The sequence below is a fragment of the Paraburkholderia tropica genome (assembly GCF_014171495.1).
Lineage (GTDB): Bacteria > Pseudomonadota > Gammaproteobacteria > Burkholderiales > Burkholderiaceae > Paraburkholderia > Paraburkholderia tropica.
In genome coordinates this window covers 746313-765568 of the sequence record NZ_CP049137.1, presented here as the reverse complement: position 1 = coordinate 765568, position 19256 = coordinate 746313, and the positions used below count along the sequence as shown (strand labels likewise).

General features: G+C 67.1%; 18 protein-coding genes. 8 read left to right on the top strand and 10 right to left on the bottom strand.

Features of this window, described 5'->3' with window-relative positions; all coding sequences use genetic code 11:
- The first annotated feature begins 64 nt into the window (after positions 1–64).
- From G5S35_RS33860 to G5S35_RS33835, 6 genes are all read left to right on the top strand, one after another.
- Complete coding sequence (locus G5S35_RS33860) at positions 65–805, top strand: hypothetical protein (protein WP_065064814.1); 741 nt, start codon at positions 65–67, stop codon at positions 803–805.
- Between the two features lie 248 nt (positions 806–1053).
- Positions 1054–2259 carry an HPP family protein gene (locus G5S35_RS33855; RefSeq protein ID WP_183040624.1) on the top strand — a complete coding sequence of 402 codons (1206 nt, stop codon included), beginning with the start codon at positions 1054–1056 and terminating at the stop codon, positions 2257–2259.
- 106 nt (positions 2260–2365) lie between these two features.
- Positions 2366–2779, top strand: a complete 414-nt coding sequence (locus G5S35_RS33850; RefSeq protein ID WP_065064818.1) for a MarR family winged helix-turn-helix transcriptional regulator — start codon at positions 2366–2368, stop codon at positions 2777–2779.
- A gap of 5 nt (positions 2780–2784) precedes the next feature.
- Positions 2785–4599, top strand: coding sequence for a chloride channel protein (locus G5S35_RS33845; RefSeq protein ID WP_183040623.1), 1815 nt, complete (start codon positions 2785–2787; stop codon positions 4597–4599).
- Positions 4600–5020: 421 nt separating this feature from the next.
- Positions 5021–5596: an ANTAR domain-containing response regulator gene (locus G5S35_RS33840; RefSeq protein WP_065064822.1), complete on the top strand. Its 576-nt coding sequence runs from the start codon at positions 5021–5023 to the stop codon at positions 5594–5596.
- A 13-nt stretch (positions 5597–5609) separates the two neighbouring features.
- The gene (locus G5S35_RS33835; protein ID WP_183040622.1) at positions 5610–6734 is read left to right on the top strand and encodes a CmpA/NrtA family ABC transporter substrate-binding protein; all 1125 of its coding nucleotides are present in this window, start codon (positions 5610–5612) and stop codon (positions 6732–6734) included.
- Positions 6735–6807: 73 nt separating this feature from the next.
- Here the strand turns inward: G5S35_RS33835 and G5S35_RS33830 are convergent, their stop codons facing one another.
- The 8 genes from G5S35_RS33830 to G5S35_RS33795 all read right to left on the bottom strand — a co-directional run bounded on the left by G5S35_RS33830 (position 6808) and on the right by G5S35_RS33795 (position 14323).
- The gene (locus tag G5S35_RS33830) at positions 6808–7101 is read right to left on the bottom strand and encodes an antibiotic biosynthesis monooxygenase family protein (RefSeq protein ID WP_065064827.1); all 294 of its coding nucleotides are present in this window, start codon (positions 7099–7101) and stop codon (positions 6808–6810) included.
- A gap of 77 nt (positions 7102–7178) precedes the next feature.
- Complete coding sequence (locus G5S35_RS33825; protein WP_065064829.1) at positions 7179–8291, bottom strand: NAD(P)/FAD-dependent oxidoreductase; 1113 nt, start codon at positions 8289–8291, stop codon at positions 7179–7181.
- A gap of 110 nt (positions 8292–8401) precedes the next feature.
- Positions 8402–8851 carry a Fur family transcriptional regulator gene (locus G5S35_RS33820; RefSeq protein ID WP_183040621.1) on the bottom strand — a complete coding sequence of 150 codons (450 nt, stop codon included), beginning with the start codon at positions 8849–8851 and terminating at the stop codon, positions 8402–8404.
- Positions 8852–8885: 34 nt separating this feature from the next.
- Positions 8886–9746, bottom strand: coding sequence for a siderophore-interacting protein (locus G5S35_RS33815; RefSeq protein ID WP_183040620.1), 861 nt, complete (start codon positions 9744–9746; stop codon positions 8886–8888).
- A 623-nt stretch (positions 9747–10369) separates the two neighbouring features.
- Positions 10370–11473: a porin gene (locus G5S35_RS33810; RefSeq protein ID WP_065064830.1), complete on the bottom strand. Its 1104-nt coding sequence runs from the start codon at positions 11471–11473 to the stop codon at positions 10370–10372.
- A gap of 169 nt (positions 11474–11642) precedes the next feature.
- Complete coding sequence (locus G5S35_RS33805; protein WP_065064832.1) at positions 11643–12986, bottom strand: aromatic acid/H+ symport family MFS transporter; 1344 nt, start codon at positions 12984–12986, stop codon at positions 11643–11645.
- Positions 12987–13097: 111 nt separating this feature from the next.
- Positions 13098–13457, bottom strand: a complete 360-nt coding sequence (locus G5S35_RS33800) for a protocatechuate 3,4-dioxygenase (RefSeq protein ID WP_065064834.1) — start codon at positions 13455–13457, stop codon at positions 13098–13100.
- Positions 13454–14323: a gallate dioxygenase gene (locus G5S35_RS33795; RefSeq protein ID WP_065064836.1), complete on the bottom strand. Its 870-nt coding sequence runs from the start codon at positions 14321–14323 to the stop codon at positions 13454–13456. Before G5S35_RS33795 ends, G5S35_RS33800 begins: the two co-directional genes overlap by 4 nt.
- Positions 14324–14661: 338 nt before the next feature.
- Here G5S35_RS33795 and G5S35_RS33790 point away from each other — a divergent pair, with 338 nt between their 5' ends.
- Positions 14662–15363 (top strand): GntR family transcriptional regulator, encoded by a 702-nt coding sequence (locus G5S35_RS33790; protein ID WP_065064838.1) that lies wholly within the window; start codon positions 14662–14664, stop codon positions 15361–15363.
- Positions 15360–16628, top strand: a complete 1269-nt coding sequence (locus G5S35_RS33785; protein WP_065064840.1) for a LysR family transcriptional regulator — start codon at positions 15360–15362, stop codon at positions 16626–16628. Before G5S35_RS33790 ends, G5S35_RS33785 begins: the two co-directional genes overlap by 4 nt.
- A gap of 24 nt (positions 16629–16652) precedes the next feature.
- Here the strand turns inward: G5S35_RS33785 and G5S35_RS33780 are convergent, their stop codons facing one another.
- Both G5S35_RS33780 and G5S35_RS33775 read right to left on the bottom strand, forming a co-directional pair.
- Positions 16653–17537: an NAD(P)-dependent oxidoreductase gene (locus G5S35_RS33780; protein WP_237181941.1), complete on the bottom strand. Its 885-nt coding sequence runs from the start codon at positions 17535–17537 to the stop codon at positions 16653–16655.
- A gap of 2 nt (positions 17538–17539) precedes the next feature.
- The gene (locus tag G5S35_RS33775; protein WP_176081409.1) at positions 17540–18607 is read right to left on the bottom strand and encodes a 4-oxalomesaconate tautomerase; all 1068 of its coding nucleotides are present in this window, start codon (positions 18605–18607) and stop codon (positions 17540–17542) included.
- Between the last annotated feature and the right edge of the window lie 649 nt (positions 18608–19256).

The window sequence follows — 19256 nt, the reverse complement described above, 5'->3', positions numbered from 1 at the left end:
AAGACGCCGTTCAAAGTTGCCGTTAACCGGATGAGCTTTCAACCATCCCACACCGGAGCAACGTTTGAACGGCAAAACGCGCGTCCTCACTGCCTTCCCCCCGCTGCGCCGCATGGCCTCGCTCGGCGCGCTCGTGCCATTCGTGCCGCTCGCAGGCGTCCTGCTGCTCAGCGGCTGCTTCACCGACACGCGCGTCGCCGCGACGCCCGCCCGGCCCGTCGCCGTCGTCGCGCCGCCGCCGCCGGTCGTGGCAGCCGCGCCGGTCTACGTGCCGGAGCCGCACGACGCCTACGTGTCGGTCGTGGCCGACCGCGACGTGGTGTACACCGGCGGCGCGACCTATATCTGGTTCGTCGGCTCCGACGGCCATCGTCATCGACACTATTACGGACGCGGCGATCTGCGCGGCGAGGTCATTCACCGCCGCGCGGAACTGCGCAACGTGATGGCGCATCACGACGGCCATCTGCCGATGCAGAACGCGTTCGTGCCGCCACCGCCGCCGCACGGCGAACCGCCCGCGCATCGCGTGCACGTGGAAATGACGCCGCATGGCCGTCCGATGGCGCGTCAGGCGGCGTATCAGCCGCGCCCGCCCGCGCATGCGCCGGCACCTCAGCACGCCGGGCATCGGCCGACTGCGCCCAATGTGTCCGCAGCGCAAAATCGCAACGCATCGCATCACGCTCCGGCGCAAAACCGTCAGGCCGGTAATGACCACGGCCACGACCACGGCCACCGTCCGCAGAACGGACGACCGGGCAACCCGCCGCCGATGGCGTCGACGCAACGTCCCGCCGCCTGATCGTCCGCTGATCGGCCTGCACCGCTGCACATAAAAACGCCGGCGCGCTCACTGCGCGTCGGCGTTTTTTTATCGGCCATTTAGTTCGAATTCCTGATCGATTCGCCAGGCAACGCTTTGATCCGATGAATTGCCCTATCAAGACAATTGGAATAACCGGTCCCCACGATATATATCACGCTGCGATATAATCGCCGACTTCTGAAAGCCTGCGTCCGGCCGGACGCCCGTTCCGCCCCTCGATCGCCATGACGACCGTGCTCCGCTACAGATTGCTCCGCTGGCTGGCGCGCTTCGCGCCCAACCCCAACACGCTGCGCTGGCGCGAGCGCCTGCGCTCGGGCGTCGGCGCGCTGATCGGCATCGGCTTCACGGGCGCGCTGTCGCATCATCTGCTCGGCAACGCATCGAGCATTCCGTATCTGATCGCGCCGATGGGCGCCTCCGCCGTGCTGCTGTTCGGCGTGCCCGCCAGCCCGCTCGCGCAGCCGTGGTCGATCATCGGCGGCAATCTCGTGTCGGCCACGGTGGGCGTGACGGCCGCGCTGCTGATCCCCGATCCGGTGATGGCGGCCGCCGTGGCCGTCGGCGTGGCGATCTGCGCGATGTTCACGCTGCGCTGCGTGCATCCGCCTTCGGGCGCGGTCGCGCTCACGGCCGTGCTCGGCGGCCCCGCCGTGCGCGCGCTCGGCTACGAATTCGTGTTCGAACCGGTCGCGCTGCAATCGGTCATGCTGCTCGCCGCCGCGCTCGTCTATCACGCCGCCACCGGCCACCGCTATCCGCACGCCGCGCCCGCCGCAAAACCGGCGCAGCCCGCCGCGGGCGATGCGGGCGCCGCGCCGCCCGTGTCCGCTGCCGGCGGCGTCGCGGGCAAGATCTCGCGCGCCGATCTCGAAGCCGTGCTGCGCGAGCGTAACGAACTGCTCGACATCGACACCGACGATCTCGAAGCGCTGCTGCGCGAAACCGAAATCCGCGCCTACGCCCGCAGCTTCGGCGAACTCACGTGCGCCGACGTCATGTCGCGCAACGTGGTGAGCATCACGCCCTCAACGACCGTCGAAGCCGCGCGCGCGCTGCTCAAACAGCACGACGTCAAGGCGCTGCCCGTGATCGATGCGCAGCAGCACGTGAAGGGCATCGTCACGCGCGCCGACCTCGCCGACGACGGCGCCGAACTGCATCCGCTGCGCGTGCTGCTCTACGCGATCCTGCCCACACTGCGCCCGCACGCGAACAGCCTCGAAGTCGCCATGCTGATGTCGACGCACGTGCGCACCGTGGCGGCGACCACGCCGATCGTCGAGCTGCTCGGCCTGTTCGCGGGGCGCGGACACCATCACGTCCCCGTGGTCGACGCCCAACGAAGGCTCGTCGGCATCGTCACGCAGGCCGACCTGATTTCCGGTCTGCATCGCCAGGCCAGTCCGCTGCAACCAGAAAGCGCCTGACCCCGCGATACGGATGCACGCGAGGCCTTGTTTTATGGCCTCGTTCGATCATAAATATCATGTTGTGATATATTCGCACCACGCAACGTCATCACACGGATACCCGATGAAGCACCGCACCCGCGACCTGGCCAAAACCGATTTCGAACAGCTCTCCGAGTTCCGCTACCAGATGCGGCGCTTCGAGCGCTTCTCGGAACAAGCGGCGCAAAACGAGGGCATCACGCCGCTGCAATATCTGTTGCTGCTGCATATCAAGGGCTATCCGGGCCGCGAATGGGCGACCATCGGCGAGCTGGCCGAACGTTTGCAGGCGCAGCATCACGGCGCGGTGGCGCTGGTGTCGCGCTGCGAGGCGATCGAGCTGGTCGAGCGGCGCGTGAGCGAGCGCGATCGCCGTCAGGTGGAAGTCCATCTGCTGCCCGCGGGCGAAGCGCTGCTCGCGCGCCTCGCCGAACTCCATCGCGCCGAGCTGCGCACGCTCGACGGCCGGTTCACCATCCCGCAAATCGATCTCTGACGACCATGCATTCCGACGACTCCCACAAGCGCGACTTTTCGACGAACGCGCGGCTGCCCGGCATCAGCGCGCTCGCCGCGGTGATCGGCGCGCTGGCCACGCTCGCCGCCTTCGTGCTGCTGAGCCTGATCCACGGATTCACGAACCTGTTCTTCTTCGGCCAGCTTTCGTTCGCCGACCGCTCGCCCGCGCTCAACACGCTCGGCGCGTGGGTGATCATCGTGCCGGTGGTGGGCGGGTTGATCGTCGGGATGATGGCGCGCTTCGGCTCCGAGAAGATTCGCGGCCACGGCATTCCCGAAGCCATCGAAGCGATCCTGTTCGGCAAGAGCCGCATGTCGCCGAAAGTGGCCGTGCTCAAGCCGCTGTCGTCGGGCATCGTGATCGGCAGCGGCGGGCCGTTCGGCGCGGAAGGTCCGATCATCATGACGGGCGGCGCGCTCGGTTCGCTCGTCGCGCAATGCGTGCGCGTCACCTCCGCCGAGCGCAAGACGCTGCTCGTGGCGGGGGCGGCCGCGGGCATGACGGCGGTGTTCGGCACGCCGGTCGCCGCCGTGCTGCTCGCGGTCGAGCTGCTGCTGTTCGAATGGCGTCCGCGCAGTTTCCTGCCGGTCGCGCTCGCGTGCGCCGTGGCCGGATTCACGCGCGCCGTGTTCTTCGGCACCGCGCCGTTGTTCGCACTCCAGACGAGTCCGCCGCAAGCGGTCGCGCTGTTCTCGTGCGTGATCGCGGGCCTTTTGTCCGGCGCGCTCGCCTCGGGGCTTTCCGCCGCGCTCTACAAGGTCGAGGACCTGTTCGGCCGCCTGCCGCTGCACTGGTCGTGGTGGCCCGCGATCGGCGGTCTCGTCGTGGGCATCGGCGGCTTCATCGAGCCGCGCGCGCTCGGCGTCGGTTACGACGTGATCGGCGATCTGCTGCATCAGCATATCGTCGTGCAAGTGGCCGTGGCGCTGCTGGTTGTCAAGGCCGTCATGTGGGTGGTCGCGCTGGGCTCGGGCACCTCGGGCGGCGTGCTCGCGCCGCTGCTGATGCTCGGCGCGGGGCTCGGCACGGTGCTCGGCCACGTGCTGCCTGGCAACGAGCCGGCGCTCTGGCCGCTCGTGTGCATGGCCGCGACGCTGGGCGCCACGCTCGGCGCGCCGCTCACGGCCATCGTGTTCGCCTTCGGCCTCACGCACGACGCCAACGCGCTGCTGCCGCTGCTCGCGGCCACGCTGGTCGCGCACGGTTTCGCGACCGTCGTGATGAAGCGTTCGATCATGACCGAGAAGATCGCGCGGCGCGGCTATCACATCTATCGCGAGTACGGCGTCGATCCGCTTGAACGTCATTACGCCGACGAAGTAATGACGCGCGACGTCGAATCGATCGATGCGAGCCTCAGCGCGCGCGACGCGCTCACGCATTATTTCGGTCCGACGCAGAAGCGCCGCGCGTGGCCCGTGGTCCGCGACGGCGTGGTGCTCGGTGTCGTCGATCGCGCGGCGCTCGACGCATTGCGCGCAGGCGGCGTGGATGGCGCGCTCGATCAAGCGCTCGATCAACCGCTCGGCAAGCTGCTCGCGCAACGCGTGCCCGACGTGGCGCTGCCCGAGGAAACCTGCCGCCAGATCGCGACGCGTCTCGCCGTGCACGGCCTCGAACGGATGCCCGTGGTCAGCGACCGTCAGTCGATGCGGCTCGTCGGCATCGTCTCGCGCAGCGACTTCGTGAAGCTCTCGCTGTCGCACTTCGAAGAGGAGACGAAGAAGGAGCGCTTCCGGCGCATTGCGATCGGCAACCCGAAGCGGCGCTTTCCGCCCGTGCGCAAAGCGGGTTGAGGGCGACTGAATCGCGCGACTGAACCCCGTCGCGCGGATGAAGTGAACGCAAAGAAGCGGCGCAGAGGTTGAGCGCCGCTTCTTTGCTTTTCGGCGAGCGCAGCCATCGGCCCACTCGCCCACGCCGCCCCAGCTTGGCTGTTAGTTGCAAATGAGCGAAGCGTGCCGATTCACGTCACTGCGCCACATCTGTGCACCCTCGACGCGCGCACTGCTGCGGTGCGCCACCTCATGCACCGTGATCGCGCATTCGCATCGCGCCGCGCTTCATATCCCGCTCTTGTGCACCGCAGCGCAACTGGCACGCACCTTGCTGAAACAGAGGCGAATCCCCACTGACGCGCGAAGCCGCCTCGACGCGGCTTGCCAGACAAGAACCGACAACCGTCGACCCCACCATGCCGACGACCCACGAAACACCATGCTGCGCGTCCTGCTCGTAACCGATACCGACAAGCCGATTGGCGATCTGCGCGACGCGCTCGCGCGGCTCGGCTACGACATGCTGGCCGAACCCGCGACGCCGCAGGCGCTGCATCGCGTGGTCGAGCGCGAACGGCCCGACGTCATCATCATCGATACCGAATCGCCCTCGCGCGATACGCTCGAACAGCTCGCCGTGATGAACGCCACCGCGCCGCGCCCCGTGCTGATGTTCAGCAACGACGCGAATCAGCAGCTGATCCGTTCGGCCGTGCATGCGGGCGTGACCGCGTATCTCGTCGAAGGTCTCGCGGGCGAGCGCATCGCGCCGATCCTCGAAGTCGCGCTCGCGCGCTTCGCGCAGGAAGCGCAGTTGCGCGAACGTCTCACGCAGGCCGAAAACGAACTCGCCGAACGCAAGCTGATCGATCGCGCGAAGCGCCTCCTGATGGAACAACAGAAGCTGACCGAGCCCGCCGCGTACGCGTTGCTGCGCAAGCGGGCGATGAACCAGAGCCTGAAGCTCGCCGAGGTCGCGCGCCAGATCGTGGCCGCCGCCGGGTCGCAGGATTGAAGCGTCGAACGTCATGAACGAATCCACCCGCGCGGCCGCGCCGCCCGAAAAAACCCATCTGAAGATCGGCTTCGTGCCGCTCGCCGACGCCGCGCCCGTGGTCGCCGCCAAGCTGCTCGAATTCGGCCACGCGCACGGGCTCACCCTCGAACTCTCGCGCCAGCCCTCGTGGGCCGCGCTGCGCGACAAGCTGCTCGCCGGCGAGCTCGACGCCGCGCATTCGCTCTACGGCCTCGTCTACGGCGTGCAGCTCGGCATCGGCGGCCCGCAGACCGACATGGCCGCGCTGATGGTGCTCAACCGCAACGGCCAGGCGATCTCGCTGTCGAACCGTCTCGCCGACGCGCTCGCGGAACACGGCACGCTGCCGCGCGCGCTCGCCACGCTCGGGCGCACGCCCGTGTTCGCGCAGACCTTTCCGACCGGCACGCATGCGATGTGGCTGTATTACTGGCTCGCTTCGCAAGGCGTGCATCCGCTCAGGGACATCGAAAGCGTGGTGATTCCGCCGCCGCAAATGGTGGCCGCGCTCGCGGAGGAACGCCTCGACGGTCTGTGCGTCGGCGAGCCCTGGCCGTCGCTCGCGCAGCGTCGCGGCATGGGACGCACGGTGATCCGCAGCGGCGAAATCTGGCCCGATCATCCGGAGAAAGTGCTGGCCTGCCGGCGCGATTTCGTCACGCGTTATCCGAATACCGCGCGCGCGCTCGTCAGCACGATGCTCGAAGCCTGCCGATGGCTCGACGGCGCGGGGCATCGCAAGGAAATCGCGCAATGGCTCGCGCGGCCCGAGATGCTGGGCGTGGATGCCGCGCTGATCGCGGAACGGCTCGAAGGCGAAGGTCTGCCGGATGCCGTGCGTATGAAGTTCTTCTCGGATGGCACGGTGAATATTCCTCTGGAATCCGAAGGAATGTGGTTCTTCACGCAGTTCGAACGCTGGGGGATGATGGCGCGACGCAACGATTATCGGCAGCTTGCCGCGGCGATCAATCAGACGGCGTTGTACCGGCAAGCGGCGGCCGCGATTGGCGTGGCGGTGCCGGAAACATTCGACGCGCCCGTGTTCGTCGACGGGCGCAAGTGGGATAGCGCCGATCCGGCGGGCTATGTGGATGGATTCGAAATCAAGGCTTGAGCCGGTTTCGAACGCGCGGCGAGCTTGAGGGCTTGCCGCGCTAAAGACACATCGGCAAGCGTTATTTCACGAGTTACTTCACGACCACTTCCGTGTGGCCCACGACCGGCGGCTTTTCGAAGAACGGGCCGACCAGACGGCGCCATTCCTGGAAGTCGTCGGACTCGCGAAAGTGCACCATGTGGTCCTCGATGGTTTCCCACTGCACGACCAGCACATACTGGTTCGGCTCTTCCACGCCGCGCTGAAGCTCGACCGCCCGGCAGCCGCGCGCGCGATGAAAGAGCGGCAGCGCCTGCGCCACGCCTGCTTCGAATTCGGCGTTCTTGCCCGCCTGCACCGTGATGTGCGCCATTTCGTAGACCACGTTTCGCTCCTTACTGTTCGCTTGCTGTTATGAAAGCGCGCGCGCATCAACACATGGCACGCGCGCCCGACACGTTATCACGCCGCTGCGCGTAGCCGTGCGATCACTTCGTCGGCGATGGCGAGCGAGGCGGTCAGTCCGGGCGACTCGATGCCGTACAGATTGACGAGCCCGCTCACGCCATGTTCGTCCGCGCCCTGAATCACGAAGTCGCCGCCGTACGCGCCATCCGCGAGCTTCGGCCGGATGCCCGCGTAGCCCGGTTGCAGCGCGCCGTCGGGCAGCGCGGGCCAGTAGGTGCGGATCGCCGCGTAGAAACTCGCCGCGCGGCGCGGATCGACGGTGTAATCGATGCTGTCGATCCATTCGACGTCCGGGCCGAAACGCGCCTGATGACCGAGGTCGATGGTCAGATGCACGCCCAGGCCGCCCGCTTCGGGAATCGGATAGATGAGCCGCGAAAACGGCGCCGCGCCCGCCAGCGAATAGTAATTGCCCTTCGCATAGCGGCCCGCCGGAATCGACTCGCGCGGCACGCCCTCGATGGCCGACGCGACCTGCTGCGCGTAAAGCCCCGCGCAGTTGATCACGCGTTTCGCGAGCAGTTCCATCGGCTCGTCGCCGCCCACTTTGAGCAAAATGGGTTCGCCCGCTTTCGCCACGCCGCCCGCAAGCGGCGAACAGAACGCGAGCATGCCGCCCGCGGCTTCGATGTCGCCTTGCAGCGCAAGCATCAGCGCGTGACTGTCGACGATGCCAGTCGACGGCGATTCGAGGGCCGCCACGCAATTGAGCGCGGGTTCCTTCGCGAGCGCGGCGTCGCGTTCGAGCCAGCGCAGATCGTCCACGCCGTTGGCGGCGGCGGCGGCGCGAATCGCGCGCAACGCGTCGAGTTGCCCGTCATGCGTGGCGACGATGAACTTGCCGCAGCGCTCGTGCGGCACGCCTTTTTCCGCGCAATACGCGTAGAGCTGCTGCTTGCCCTGCACGCAGAGCCGCGCCTTGAGCGAGCCTTGCGGATAATAAATGCCCGCGTGGATCACCTCGCTGTTGCGAGAACTGGTGCCGGTGCCGATGGCGTTTTCCGCCTCGACGAGAATGGTCTCCCAGCCCTGCTGCGCGCACGCGCGCGCGACGGCGAGCCCGACCACGCCCGCACCGATCACGACGCAATCGACCGTGTCAGTCATCGACCTTCCTTCCTCATGACGCGAGATGTCCGCGATGGCGCTATTGTGCCGCGTTCGTCACGGACGAAGGAAGATTTGATGCGGAGCGCGCGCGCCGCCGCGCTATTGCGTCAAACAGGCTGCACGTACACGTTCAGTTGCAGATCGACGATGCGGTAGCCCTCTTGCGCCACCAGTTCGTCGAGACGCGCGAGCAGCACCTGATCGGCGAGTTCGACGATCTCGCCGCCGTTCACATCGACGATATGAAAATGGCGACCCGTGTTCGCCAGTTCGAAGCGCGCCTTGCCGTTGCCGATCTGCACGCGCTTGATGATGCCGTGCGATTCGAGATCCGCGAGCACGCGATGCACGGTGGCGATGCCGATGGCATTGCCGCTGCGCTGAAACTCCAGATACAGCTCGGCGGCGGTGACGTGCGCACGATCGTCCGCGCGGAACGCGCGCAGGATATCCATGCGCGGCAACGTGGGTTTGAGGCCCGCGTTGCGCAGCTGCTGTTCGAGCGGGTTCGCTTGCGAGCTCGTTTGCTTGTTCGCGTGCTTGCGGGTGTCGTTCATGCGCGGCGGGGTCTCCATCGGCGTGAGTGAGCGCTCAATCATCGAGCGTTTCGTGCACGCCGGTCGCGCCGCGCTTCCAGTAGCTCGACGCGCGAATACGCGACTTGTGGATCGCGCGCTCCTCGGCGAGATGCTGACGCACGGCGCGCATCACCGCCGACTCGCCCGCCGCCCACACGTAGCCCTGACCGTCCGGCAGACGCGTCGCGCGCACGGCGTCGAGCAGCGCGTTCTCGCCCTGCTCGTTCGCGTAGCACCATTGCTCCTGCACATTCGCGCGCGTGTCGAAAGCGAAGCGCGCCTGCGCGTCGCGGCCTTCGATCGTCGCGACGACCTGCACGCCCGCGGGCAGTTCTTCGAGACGGCGAGCGATGGCGGGCAGCGCGCTTTCGTCGCCGATCAGCCAGTACCAGTCGAAACCGTCCGGAATCACGAACGAGCCGCGCGGTCCGCCGACGGCCAGATACTGACCCGGCTGCGCCTGCGATGCCCATTCCGTGGCCGGTCCCGCTTCGTGGATCACGAAGTCGATGGCCAGTTCGCGCGCCTCGGTATCGAAGCGGCGCGGCGTGTAATCGCGCATCGTCGGACGCGGCTCGCCGGGCGCGGGCGGCGTGCCCGGACCGCCTTCGGGCAGCACCGGACGATCCGCGCCGGGCTCGGGAAAGAAGACCTTCACGTGGTCGTCGAAACCCGCCGACACGAAGTCGTGCAGATCCTCGCCCGTGAGCGTGACGCGCTTCAGATGCGGCGTGATCATGTCGACGCGCGCCACCTGTAGCAGACGGCGCTTGAGCGCATGGCGCACGCGCTCGGGCGTGCGTTCCGCGGCGACGCTGTTGACGTTGTGGCTGCTGGTGCTGCTGTTGCTGCTCGGATTGCTGTGATCGGTCATCGGAGTTCCTCCGGTTGGGCGGCGCGGCGCACGCGGGGCGCCGCACTCGCGAGGTTCGGGTTGGTGTGCCGGAAGCGCGCGTGTGTGCGCGGTCGTGCTCGCGCGTGCTTGCATGGCGGAGTCGGCGCATAAACAGCGCCCGACCTGAGTCATTCGCCCGATTTTCTACGCTGGGCGATGTCGCTTTCCGCGACGATATATATCTTAAGATATATATCTTACGATAATCCGTCAAGCTCTATCGTGAGACCTGGCACACGCAGACGACACGCAGGCGGCACGCAAGCGGCGTCAAACGCGCAGGCGGACGCGCGGCGACGGTCTGGCCGTGCGTCCGCGTTTCATAGGGACAGGGGAATAAGTTGGTTGTCGCCGAGGATGACGACGGCGGCCACTTCACGCCGATCGACCGCGAAGAAAATGCGGTTGTGCGCGCGATGCCTGCGCCCGATGATTCACGCGAACGTCCGGGTGCGGGAGAAAGACCCGGCCACGCGCAGGGATTGATCGGGCAATATTCGATCAGGATGCCGAACGATCGACGCCACCCGCCGCGCAACCACAAAAAGCCGCGCCCCCTTCCGGAAGACGCGGCCTTCACACGCGAAAAAACTGCGCTGCGCTTAGAACTTCGTATGCAGACCCACGCGCGCGACAGCCTGGGTCTGGCCGCTCGACGCGCCATCGGAGCTGTTCATGCCGTTGATCTGCGCGTAGCCGCCCGAGCTTGCGCGCTGATACACGCCGAGCACGTACACGCTCGTGCGCTTCGAAAGCGCGTAGTCGACGATCGCCGCGACCTGATGCGCGTGGTTGTTATCCACGACGTCGTTGCCCTTCATGTACATATACGACGCGCCCGCGCTCAGCGCCGGCGTGAAGTAGTAGTGCGCGCCGACCGAGCCTTCGTAGACCGAGCCGCCGTTGTACGAGTTGTGCACCGTCGTGAACAGCGCGTTCGTGATCCAGTTGCCGAAGCGGAAATGGCCGCCGACGCCCCAGTTGCGCACGCTCACATCGCCTTCGCCCGACACGACGTACTTGAGGTTCGTGTACGCGGCATTCACGCCCCAGTTCTTCTGCGCGTAGTTCAGCGCGAAGCTCTGGCCGTTGCCCGTGCCGATCGAACCCGCCACGTTGCCGAAGCTGTACATCGCGCCCGCGCTGAAGCCGTTGTAGACCGCCGACGTGTACTTCACCGAGTTGTTGACCGTTTCACCGGCCATGCGGTCCCAGTCGAACGCGCCGGTCGCGTTGCTCGGCAGCGCGAGCTTCGTGAACGGGCCCGCGCGGAAGTCGTAGAAGTGGCCCGAGAGTTCGGCCGGATCGTCGCCCGAGAAGTACAGCGCGTCCGTCATGAAGTCGTACTGGTTACCGAGCGCGAGCTTGCCGAAGCGCTCGTCGCTCAGACCCACGATCGACGTCCGGCTGAACAGGCTCTTGTTCGGCATGAAGCTGCCGTTGTCGACCTGGAACTGGTTGGTCAGCTGGAAGAATGCCTTCAGACCGCCGCCGAGGTCTTCAGTGCCTTGCAAGCCCCAGAGATTCGGGCCGTTCACGCCGTCGTCCATCTTGAGGTTGTGATGGCCGCCCTGGTTGCTCACGTAAGTGATGCCGGTGTCCATCATGCCGTACAGCGTGACGCTGCTCTGTGCGAGCGCCGATCCGGCGCACGCCAGCCCCGCCAGCGCGATCACGATTTTTTTGTACTGCTTATTGTTTGCCATTCTCCAAGCCTCCTGATTGAACGTCGTGTGTTGTTCAGCGTTTATCGATGTTGTATCCGCCAGCCGCCCCGTTTGATGGCCGGTCGGTGGGTGCGGCCTCGCGGCCGCGGTCTTTCTGATTGGTGCGAGAAGCGACGTCTTTTTTGTTATGTGCGGCGAAGCGCGATGCTCAGGCGTCCGCCACCGGCACGCTGATGAAGCGCAGCGCGAGCCGGTTGAGCAGGATCGCGACCGCCGCGATCAGCGCGGGCACGGCGAGCACCGAGAACACCGCCGCAAAGCTGAAGCCGAGCGAGAGCAGCACGCCGCCCACGAACGAGCCCAGAATGCCGCCGAGCCGTCCGAAGCCGAGCATCCAGCTCACGCCGGTGGCGCGGGCGCGGGTCGGGTAGCACGACGGGGCGAGCGCGTTGAGACCGGTCTGCGCGCCGCTCATGAAGAAGCCCGCGCAGGTGACGAGCAGCGTGAGCATGCTCGACTGCAGGCTGCCCATGCCGAGCGCGAAGATGAACACGCCGCCCAGCAGGTACGCCGCGCCGATCACCACGTTGCGGTCCATGCGGTCCATCGCGAAACCGACGACAATCGCGCCCACCGTGCCGCCGAGCTGGAACATGCCGGTGATCGCCGCCGCGCGCTCCACGGGCAGGCCCGCGTCCTTGATCAGCGTGGGCAGCCAGCCGGTCAGCAGATAGATGATGAGCAGACCCATGAAGTAGGTGACCCACAGCATCAGCGTGCTCATGGCGTAGCCGTCCGAGAACAGCATGCGCACGGGCGCTTTCGCGATCACGGCCGGTTCCGGCGAAGTGAAGCGCGTGCCTTGTGCGAAGCGCTGGCCGCAGACACGCGAGAGCGTGGCCGCGATGCGTTCGGCGGAGAAGCGGCGCACCAGCAGGAAGCGCGCCGATTCCGGCAGCAGCAGCATCAGCACGGGCACGAACAGGATCGGCAGCACGCCGCCGAACACGAACACGCCGCGCCAGCCGAAGTGCGGCATCAGCGCGGCCGCGATGAAGCCGCCGCCGCCCGAGCCGAAGTTGAAGCCGGTGAACATGATGGTGAGCAGCAGCGAGCGGCTCTTCGACGGCACGTACTCGGAGAGCAGCGTGGTCGAATTGGGCATCGCGGCGCCGAGACCCAGGCCCGTGAGAAAGCGCAGCGCGACGAGTTCCGTCGGCGTGTGGGCGAAGGCGCACAGCAGGCTGAAGAGGCCGAAGCAGCCGACCGAGCCGATCAGCACTTTCTTGCGGCCGATGCGATCCGCGAACGGGCCCGCGACCAGCGCGCCAATCGCGAGGCCGACCATCGCGGCGCTCATCACCGGTCCGAAGGCGGCGCGCGAGATGCCCCACTCCTTCATGACCACGGGCGCGACGAAGCCCATCACGGCCGTATCGAGGCCGTCGAGCGTCACGATCAGGAAGCAGAGCGCGAGTACGAGCCATTGCCAGCCCGACATGCGCCGTCCGTCGATGAAGCCCTTGATATCCACTGCGTCGGCAGAATTCATGCGTGTCTCCGAGATAAATATTTCCCCGCTCGCGCACTTCGTCGGTACGTGAGTTGTGCTGCGAAGCAGATTCAGCAGCGCGCCGTGGGGGCGGCGCGCGCCATGCGGAGATCAGACGGCGTCCGGCACCTGTCGCGTTTTCAGGAACGCTTCGAGCGTCTCGCCGCGCATGCTCGCGTACATGCCCAGGTTCGTGATCTTCACCACGCGCGCGAACTTCTCCAGCACGAAGAAGCACACGCCGTACTGAATGAGCCCGAGCCAGTCCGTGTTGTCGACGAGCGTGCGTTCCTGCGGCGTCAGCGCCGCCGCGTCATAGGCGGCAGGACGGTCGTTGAGCCACAGTTCGCGCGCGGCGGGCGTGCGCATCATCCAGAAGAAGCGGTTCAGGCGCATCGCCTTCATGCTCTGGCGAATGTCGAACGGGTAGGTGCCCGTCAGTTCCTCGATGCCGATCAGTTGCGGATTCATTGCGCGGCTCCGCTCTTGTCTTCGTCCGATTCGACGTTCTCGTAGATCGTCACGGCCATCGCCGTGCTGGTCGCCAGATAGTAGTTGCGATGCACCTCGCGGATCGTCGGCGCCAGCGCGCCGCGCATCGCGAGCCACATGATCGTCTCGACGCTTTCCGCGCCGCCGAGGCGCACGTAATCGACGTGCTTCATGCGCGCGAGCCGCTCGGGATCGTTCACGATCAGGTCGAGAAACTCCATGTCCCACTCGGTGTTGTTGAAGCCGCTGCGCTCGCCGTGCACCTGATGCGAGAGACCGCCCGTGCCGACCACCACCACGTCGAGATCCTGATCGAACGATTCGATCGCGCGGCGCAGCGCCTGGCCGAGCCGGTAGCAGCGGTTCGCCGTGGGCAGCGGATACTGCAGCACGTTGACTTCGAACGGCACCAGCGCCGTGGGCCAGCCGCCGTCGTGCGGCAGCATCAGCGAGAGCGGCGAGTTGCAGCCGTGGTCGAGCGGCTTGTCCTGGAACACCGTGAGGTCGAACTCGTCGTTCACCAGTTGCTCGGCGATATGGATCGCGAGATCGGGATGCCCGGCGATATCGGGCAGCGGACGCTTGCCCGCGCCTTCGTCGGCGAATTCGTGCTGCGGCGACACGCCCAGCGCGAAGGTCGGATAGCAGTCGAAGAAGAAGCTGTTGGCGTGATCGTTGTAGAACATCACGAGCGCGTCCGGCTTGCGCTGCGCGAGCCACTCGGCCACGGGTTCGTACCCCTTGAAGAGCGGCGCCCAGGCAGGTTCGTTCTGCTTGCCCTTGTCGTACGCCAAGCCGATCGTCGGTACATGCGAAGTACCGATGCCGCCCACAATCCTTGCCATGCTGTTATTCCTCGATTACCGCAGTTCACGCTCTCGCTTTCGCAAGAGCCCATCAATTGGGATACGAAATTACAGAACGCAGGGTGCGGCGGTAAGTCAGGGTTATCCACTATTTTGATGCCAATACGCATGAAAGCAGGGGTTTTCTGCATTTTCCGCTGCGTGGCGGCGCGCCGAAACCCGCGCGCCATAACGCTTTTTGGTATCCTGAACCGACCTCGGGATACCGTGCCCGACCCACGCGGCGCAAGCCCGCCATAAACGAAACAGATACCAAAAGAACAAACTCGCAAGGCCGGGCCCCAAGCCGGGCGCCCGGCCGCGCGCAAGATAGCGACATGAACGAGACAACCCAGCAAACCATCGTGCAGGCGCTGCGCACGCGCATTCTTTCCGGCGAACTCGCGCCGGGGCAGCGTCTTGTCGAAGCGCAGCTCGCCGAACGGCTCGGCATTTCGCGCACGCCGCTGCGCTACGCGCTGAGCGTGCTCGCCACCGAAGGCCTCGTCGAGCGCTCGGGCGCGCGCGGCTACACCGTGCGCTGTTTCAGCGTGACCGACGTGCTCAACGCCATCGACGTGCGCGGCGTGCTCGAAGGGCTCGCCGCGCGTCGCGTGGCCGAGCGCGGCGTCGACCCGGCGCTCGCGCGCGCGCTGCAGGACTGCCTGCGCGAAGGCGACGACATCTTCCGCCCCGGCGCGCTCGACAACGCCGCGGAAACCCGTTACGCCGACGTCAACGGCCGCTTTCACGCGCTGATCGTGGCCGCCGCCGACAGCCACGCGATCAGCGCGGCGCTCGGCCTGAACGAGAAAATTCCGTTCGTCTCGCCGGGCACGGTGGTGTTCGACGACGCCGCGCGCCAGCAGCAATACATGATGCTCGCCTACGCGCACCGCCAGCATCACGCCATCGTCGGCGCGTTGCTGAACGGCGAGGGCGCGCGCGTCGAGGCGCTCATGAAAGAGCACACGCATATTTCGAAGGAGAGTCTCAATCTCTCGGTCGAGCATCTGCATCTGATCGCGGGGGCCGCATGAACGCGCCCGACCTGCTCAACCTCGCGCATCTGCGCGCGTTCCGCCTGGTCGCCGACACCGGCAGCGCCACGCGCGCCGCCGCCGCGCTCTATCGCGCGCAATCGGCCGTCACGCGTTCGGTGCAGGAACTCGAAACCGCGCTCGGCGAGCCGCTGTTCGAGCGCAAGCCCTCGGGCATGCTGCCCACGGCCGTCGGGCGCGTGGTGCTCGACCGCTGCGCGCGGATCTTCGGCGAACTCGAAGAACTCGCGCACTGGTGCGCCGCGCGGCAGACGCGCCGCCGCGCGCTCGGCGAAGGCACGCTGCCCGCTTATCTGCTCAACACGCGCCGCCTGCAATTGTTCGTCGCGCTCGCACGGCACCGGCACATGCCGAGTACGGCCGGCGCGTTCGGCATCAGCCAGCCCGCCGTGAGCAGCGCGATGCGCGTGCTCGAAAGCGGCTCGGGCGTCACGCTGTTTCACCGCAGCCCGCGCGGCGTGCAGCTCACGGCCGAGGGCGAAACCTTCCTGCTGCACGTGCGCCGCGCGCTCAACGAACTGCGCCACGTGCCCGACGATATCGCCGCCCTGCACGGCAGCATTCAGGGTTCGGTGACGGTGGGCGCGCTGCCGCTCGGGCGCACGCTGATCCTGCCCGCGGCGATCGCACGCATGAGCGCGCAGCATCCGGGCGTGCGCGTGGTCACGGACGAAAGCGCGTACGAGTTGCTGGTGGCGGGCTTGCGCGCGGGCGATGTCGATTTCGTGCTCGGCGCGCTGCGCGAGAACGACGCCGCGAGCGGTCTCACGAACGAGCGCCTGATGGCCGAAGACATGGTCGTGCTCGCGCGGCGCGGTCATCCGCTCGCGCAGCAGAACGCGCTGAATGTGAGCGATCTGCGCAACGCGCAATGGATTCTGTCGCGCGTGCACTCGCCCGCGCGCGGCTTGTTCGAGGCGCAGTTCAAGCGCCTGAAACTGAAGCCGCCGATGCCGACCGTCGAGACCGCCGACCTCGCCGTGATTCGCGGTCTGCTGATGGGCACGGATATGATCGCGGCGCTGTCGGCGCAGCAATTGCACTATGAGATCGAGTCGGGGCAGCTCGTGGTGCTCGACGTGCCGCTGCACAACACGCGGCGCGAAATCGGCCTGACCTTGCGGGCGCAGAGCGCGCCCTCGCCCGCCGCGCGCGCGCTGATCGACGCGATCCGTCTGGCGGTCGCCGACGCTGCGCCGGCCGTGCGGGTGATCGAAGGAAGAATGGCGGCGCAGGCGCGTTAGCGCGCACGCACTACCGCAGACGCACTAAAGCAGGCGGTCGAACAGGGCGCGCCAGTCGAACGGCGCGTCCAGATCGTCATACGCGATGTCGCGCGCCTGCATCGCCTCGACGAAACCGTCCTGCAAGCGCGCGCACGCCTCGCTCATGAACGGCTCCACGCCCGCGTCGCGCAGCGTTTGCGCGACTTCGCGCATTTCGCTCGCGCGGCGGCGGCCATGTTCGGCGACGCGGCTGACGAGATAGCCCGCGAGATCGGCGTCACGCTGCATTCTTGACAATGTTTCGGATAGCGAAGCAAGCACCACGGCTTCCGCGTCGTAGCGGCGCGCCGCGCGCAGACATTCCACGGTCAGCGCTTCGATGCCTTTGATCATGACGCTGCGGCACATCTTCGCCGCCGACGCCACGCCGACGCGCTCCGCCACGGCCTCGGTCCGCAAGCCGCTCGCGTTCAGCCGCGTGCTCACCTCGCGCGCCTGCGCGCCGCCCAGCAGCATCGGCACCGCGAGTCCGTACGGCGGCACCGGCGCCATCACCGCGGCCTCCACGTAATGCGCGCCGCCCGCTTCGATGCACGACTGCGCGTGCTGCTTGGTCTGCGGCGAAACCGAATTGATGTCGAGCACGATCTGCCCCTGCGCGAGACGTTCGGCCAACGCGTGCGCGACGTCCATGTCCGACTGCGCCGTCACCGCCGACACGACCAGCTCCACGCCGTCGATGGCGTCCTCCAGCGTGGAAGCGGCCCGCACCTGCGCCGCGCGCGCCTTCTCGCGCAACGCGTCGAGCCGCAGGTCGTGCATCGAGACGCTCACGCCGCGCGCGGCCAGCGCCGCGCCGAGCACACCGCCCGCTTCGCCGAAGCCGACGAAAGCGACTCGTTCGAAGGCGGCGGGCGGCGCGTTCACGATCAGGCGCGCCAGACGGCGGACGGCACGCCCACCACGCCGTCGAACAGCCAGCGCGCCGTGCGCAGCAGCGCCGCGCCCGTCACCTCGGTCGCGCCGTTTTCGTGCGCGAGCGTCAGCTCGACGGTGAATTCGCCGGTCGGATGCTCGACCGCGAGGCGCTTCACGCCGCTCGCGTCGCCGAGTTCGGCGATGCCGTCGCAGACCGTGCCGGGCAGCACGGCCGCCGTCGCCACGCTCACCGCGCCGAGCACGCCGATCGACGCGTGGCAGCGATGCGGAATAAAGCTGCGCGTGCTGATCGCGCCGCCCGCGCGCGGCGGCGCGATCAGGCACATCTTCGGCACCGTGCGCGCGCTCACGTCGCCCAGATTCATGCGCGGACCCACGGCGAGCCGAATCGCTTCGACGCGCGCCTTGAGCGCCTCGTCGGCGTCGAGCTCGTCGCGCGTTTCGTAGCCGGTGCGGTCGAGATCGCGCGCGCGGATCAGCACGAGCGGCATGCCGTTGTCGATGCAGGTCACTTCGACGCCGTCGATCGTGTCCTTGAGATTGCCCGTCGGCAGCAGCGCGCCGCAGGTCGAACCGGCCGTGTCGCGAAACGCGAGCGGAATCGCGGCCGCCGTACCGGGCACGCCGTCGATGCGCGCGTCGCCGTCGTATTGCACCTGACGACCGGGCGTCGACACGCTCGCCACGGCGATCTGCCCGGTATTGAGCATGTGGATGGCGACGGCGGTCGTGCCGTCGCGTGCGTCGACGAGCCCGCGCTCGATCGCGAACGGGCCCACGCCCGCGAGAATGTTGCCGCAGTTCTGACCGTAGTCGACGCGCGCTTCGTCCACCACGACCTGGGCGAACAGATAGTCGACGTCGGCGTCGGCGCGCGTGGAGGGCGAGACGATCGCCACTTTGCTGGTGAGCGGATCGGCGCCGCCGATGCCGTCGATCTGGCGCGGATCGGGCGAGCCCATCACGGCGAGCAGCACGCGGTCGCGCGCGGCCGGATCGGCGGGCAGGTCGGAGGCGAGAAAGTACGCGCCCTTCGAGGTGCCGCCGCGCATCTGCATGCAGCGGATGCGCGTCTGGCCGACGCCTTCTTGTGCTTGCGCCGTCCTGATTTCCGTCCCGCCTGTCGTGCCTTGTTGCTGACTGCCTGCTGCGCTCGTTGCCACCGCCCCTCCTGGTCTCGTCGATCGTACGGCGCCGCATGACGCGCGGCGCGCTTCGGTTCATTTTAGGGAGCGCGGGCGGGCGCGCACCACCGAAACTGGCGGCGAATGCCATCGAATCTGCTTATGAGCCATGTACGCGACGCGCGTCGCACGCTGGCGAGGACTGCGTCGAGGCCGTTCGTGCGGCGTTCGCGTGCCGCGTCTCAGGCGCTGACGAACGGCCGAAACCGGTCGAACGCGCGGATTGGCCGATCGGCGGCTGGCCGGCGGGCACGCTTCGGGACGCGTCTACCACGTCTTCGCGCTCTATCAAAGAACCGCCCCTGATTTGGTTTCTGACATTTTCTTGCCGTCGATCGACTGAAATCCGCCGTCAGTGTTGGGTAAACACCCTATCGGCGCAGGTCCTTTGTAATTTCAAATAACAATCGTTCTCATTAGCATATACAATCTGCATACATTTTGACGGCCACCCGCACGCGTTCCCGCGCGGCGGCGCGCGCTCGCCAGACCAAAGCACCGCCCGGGAGCCACGTCTTCACGC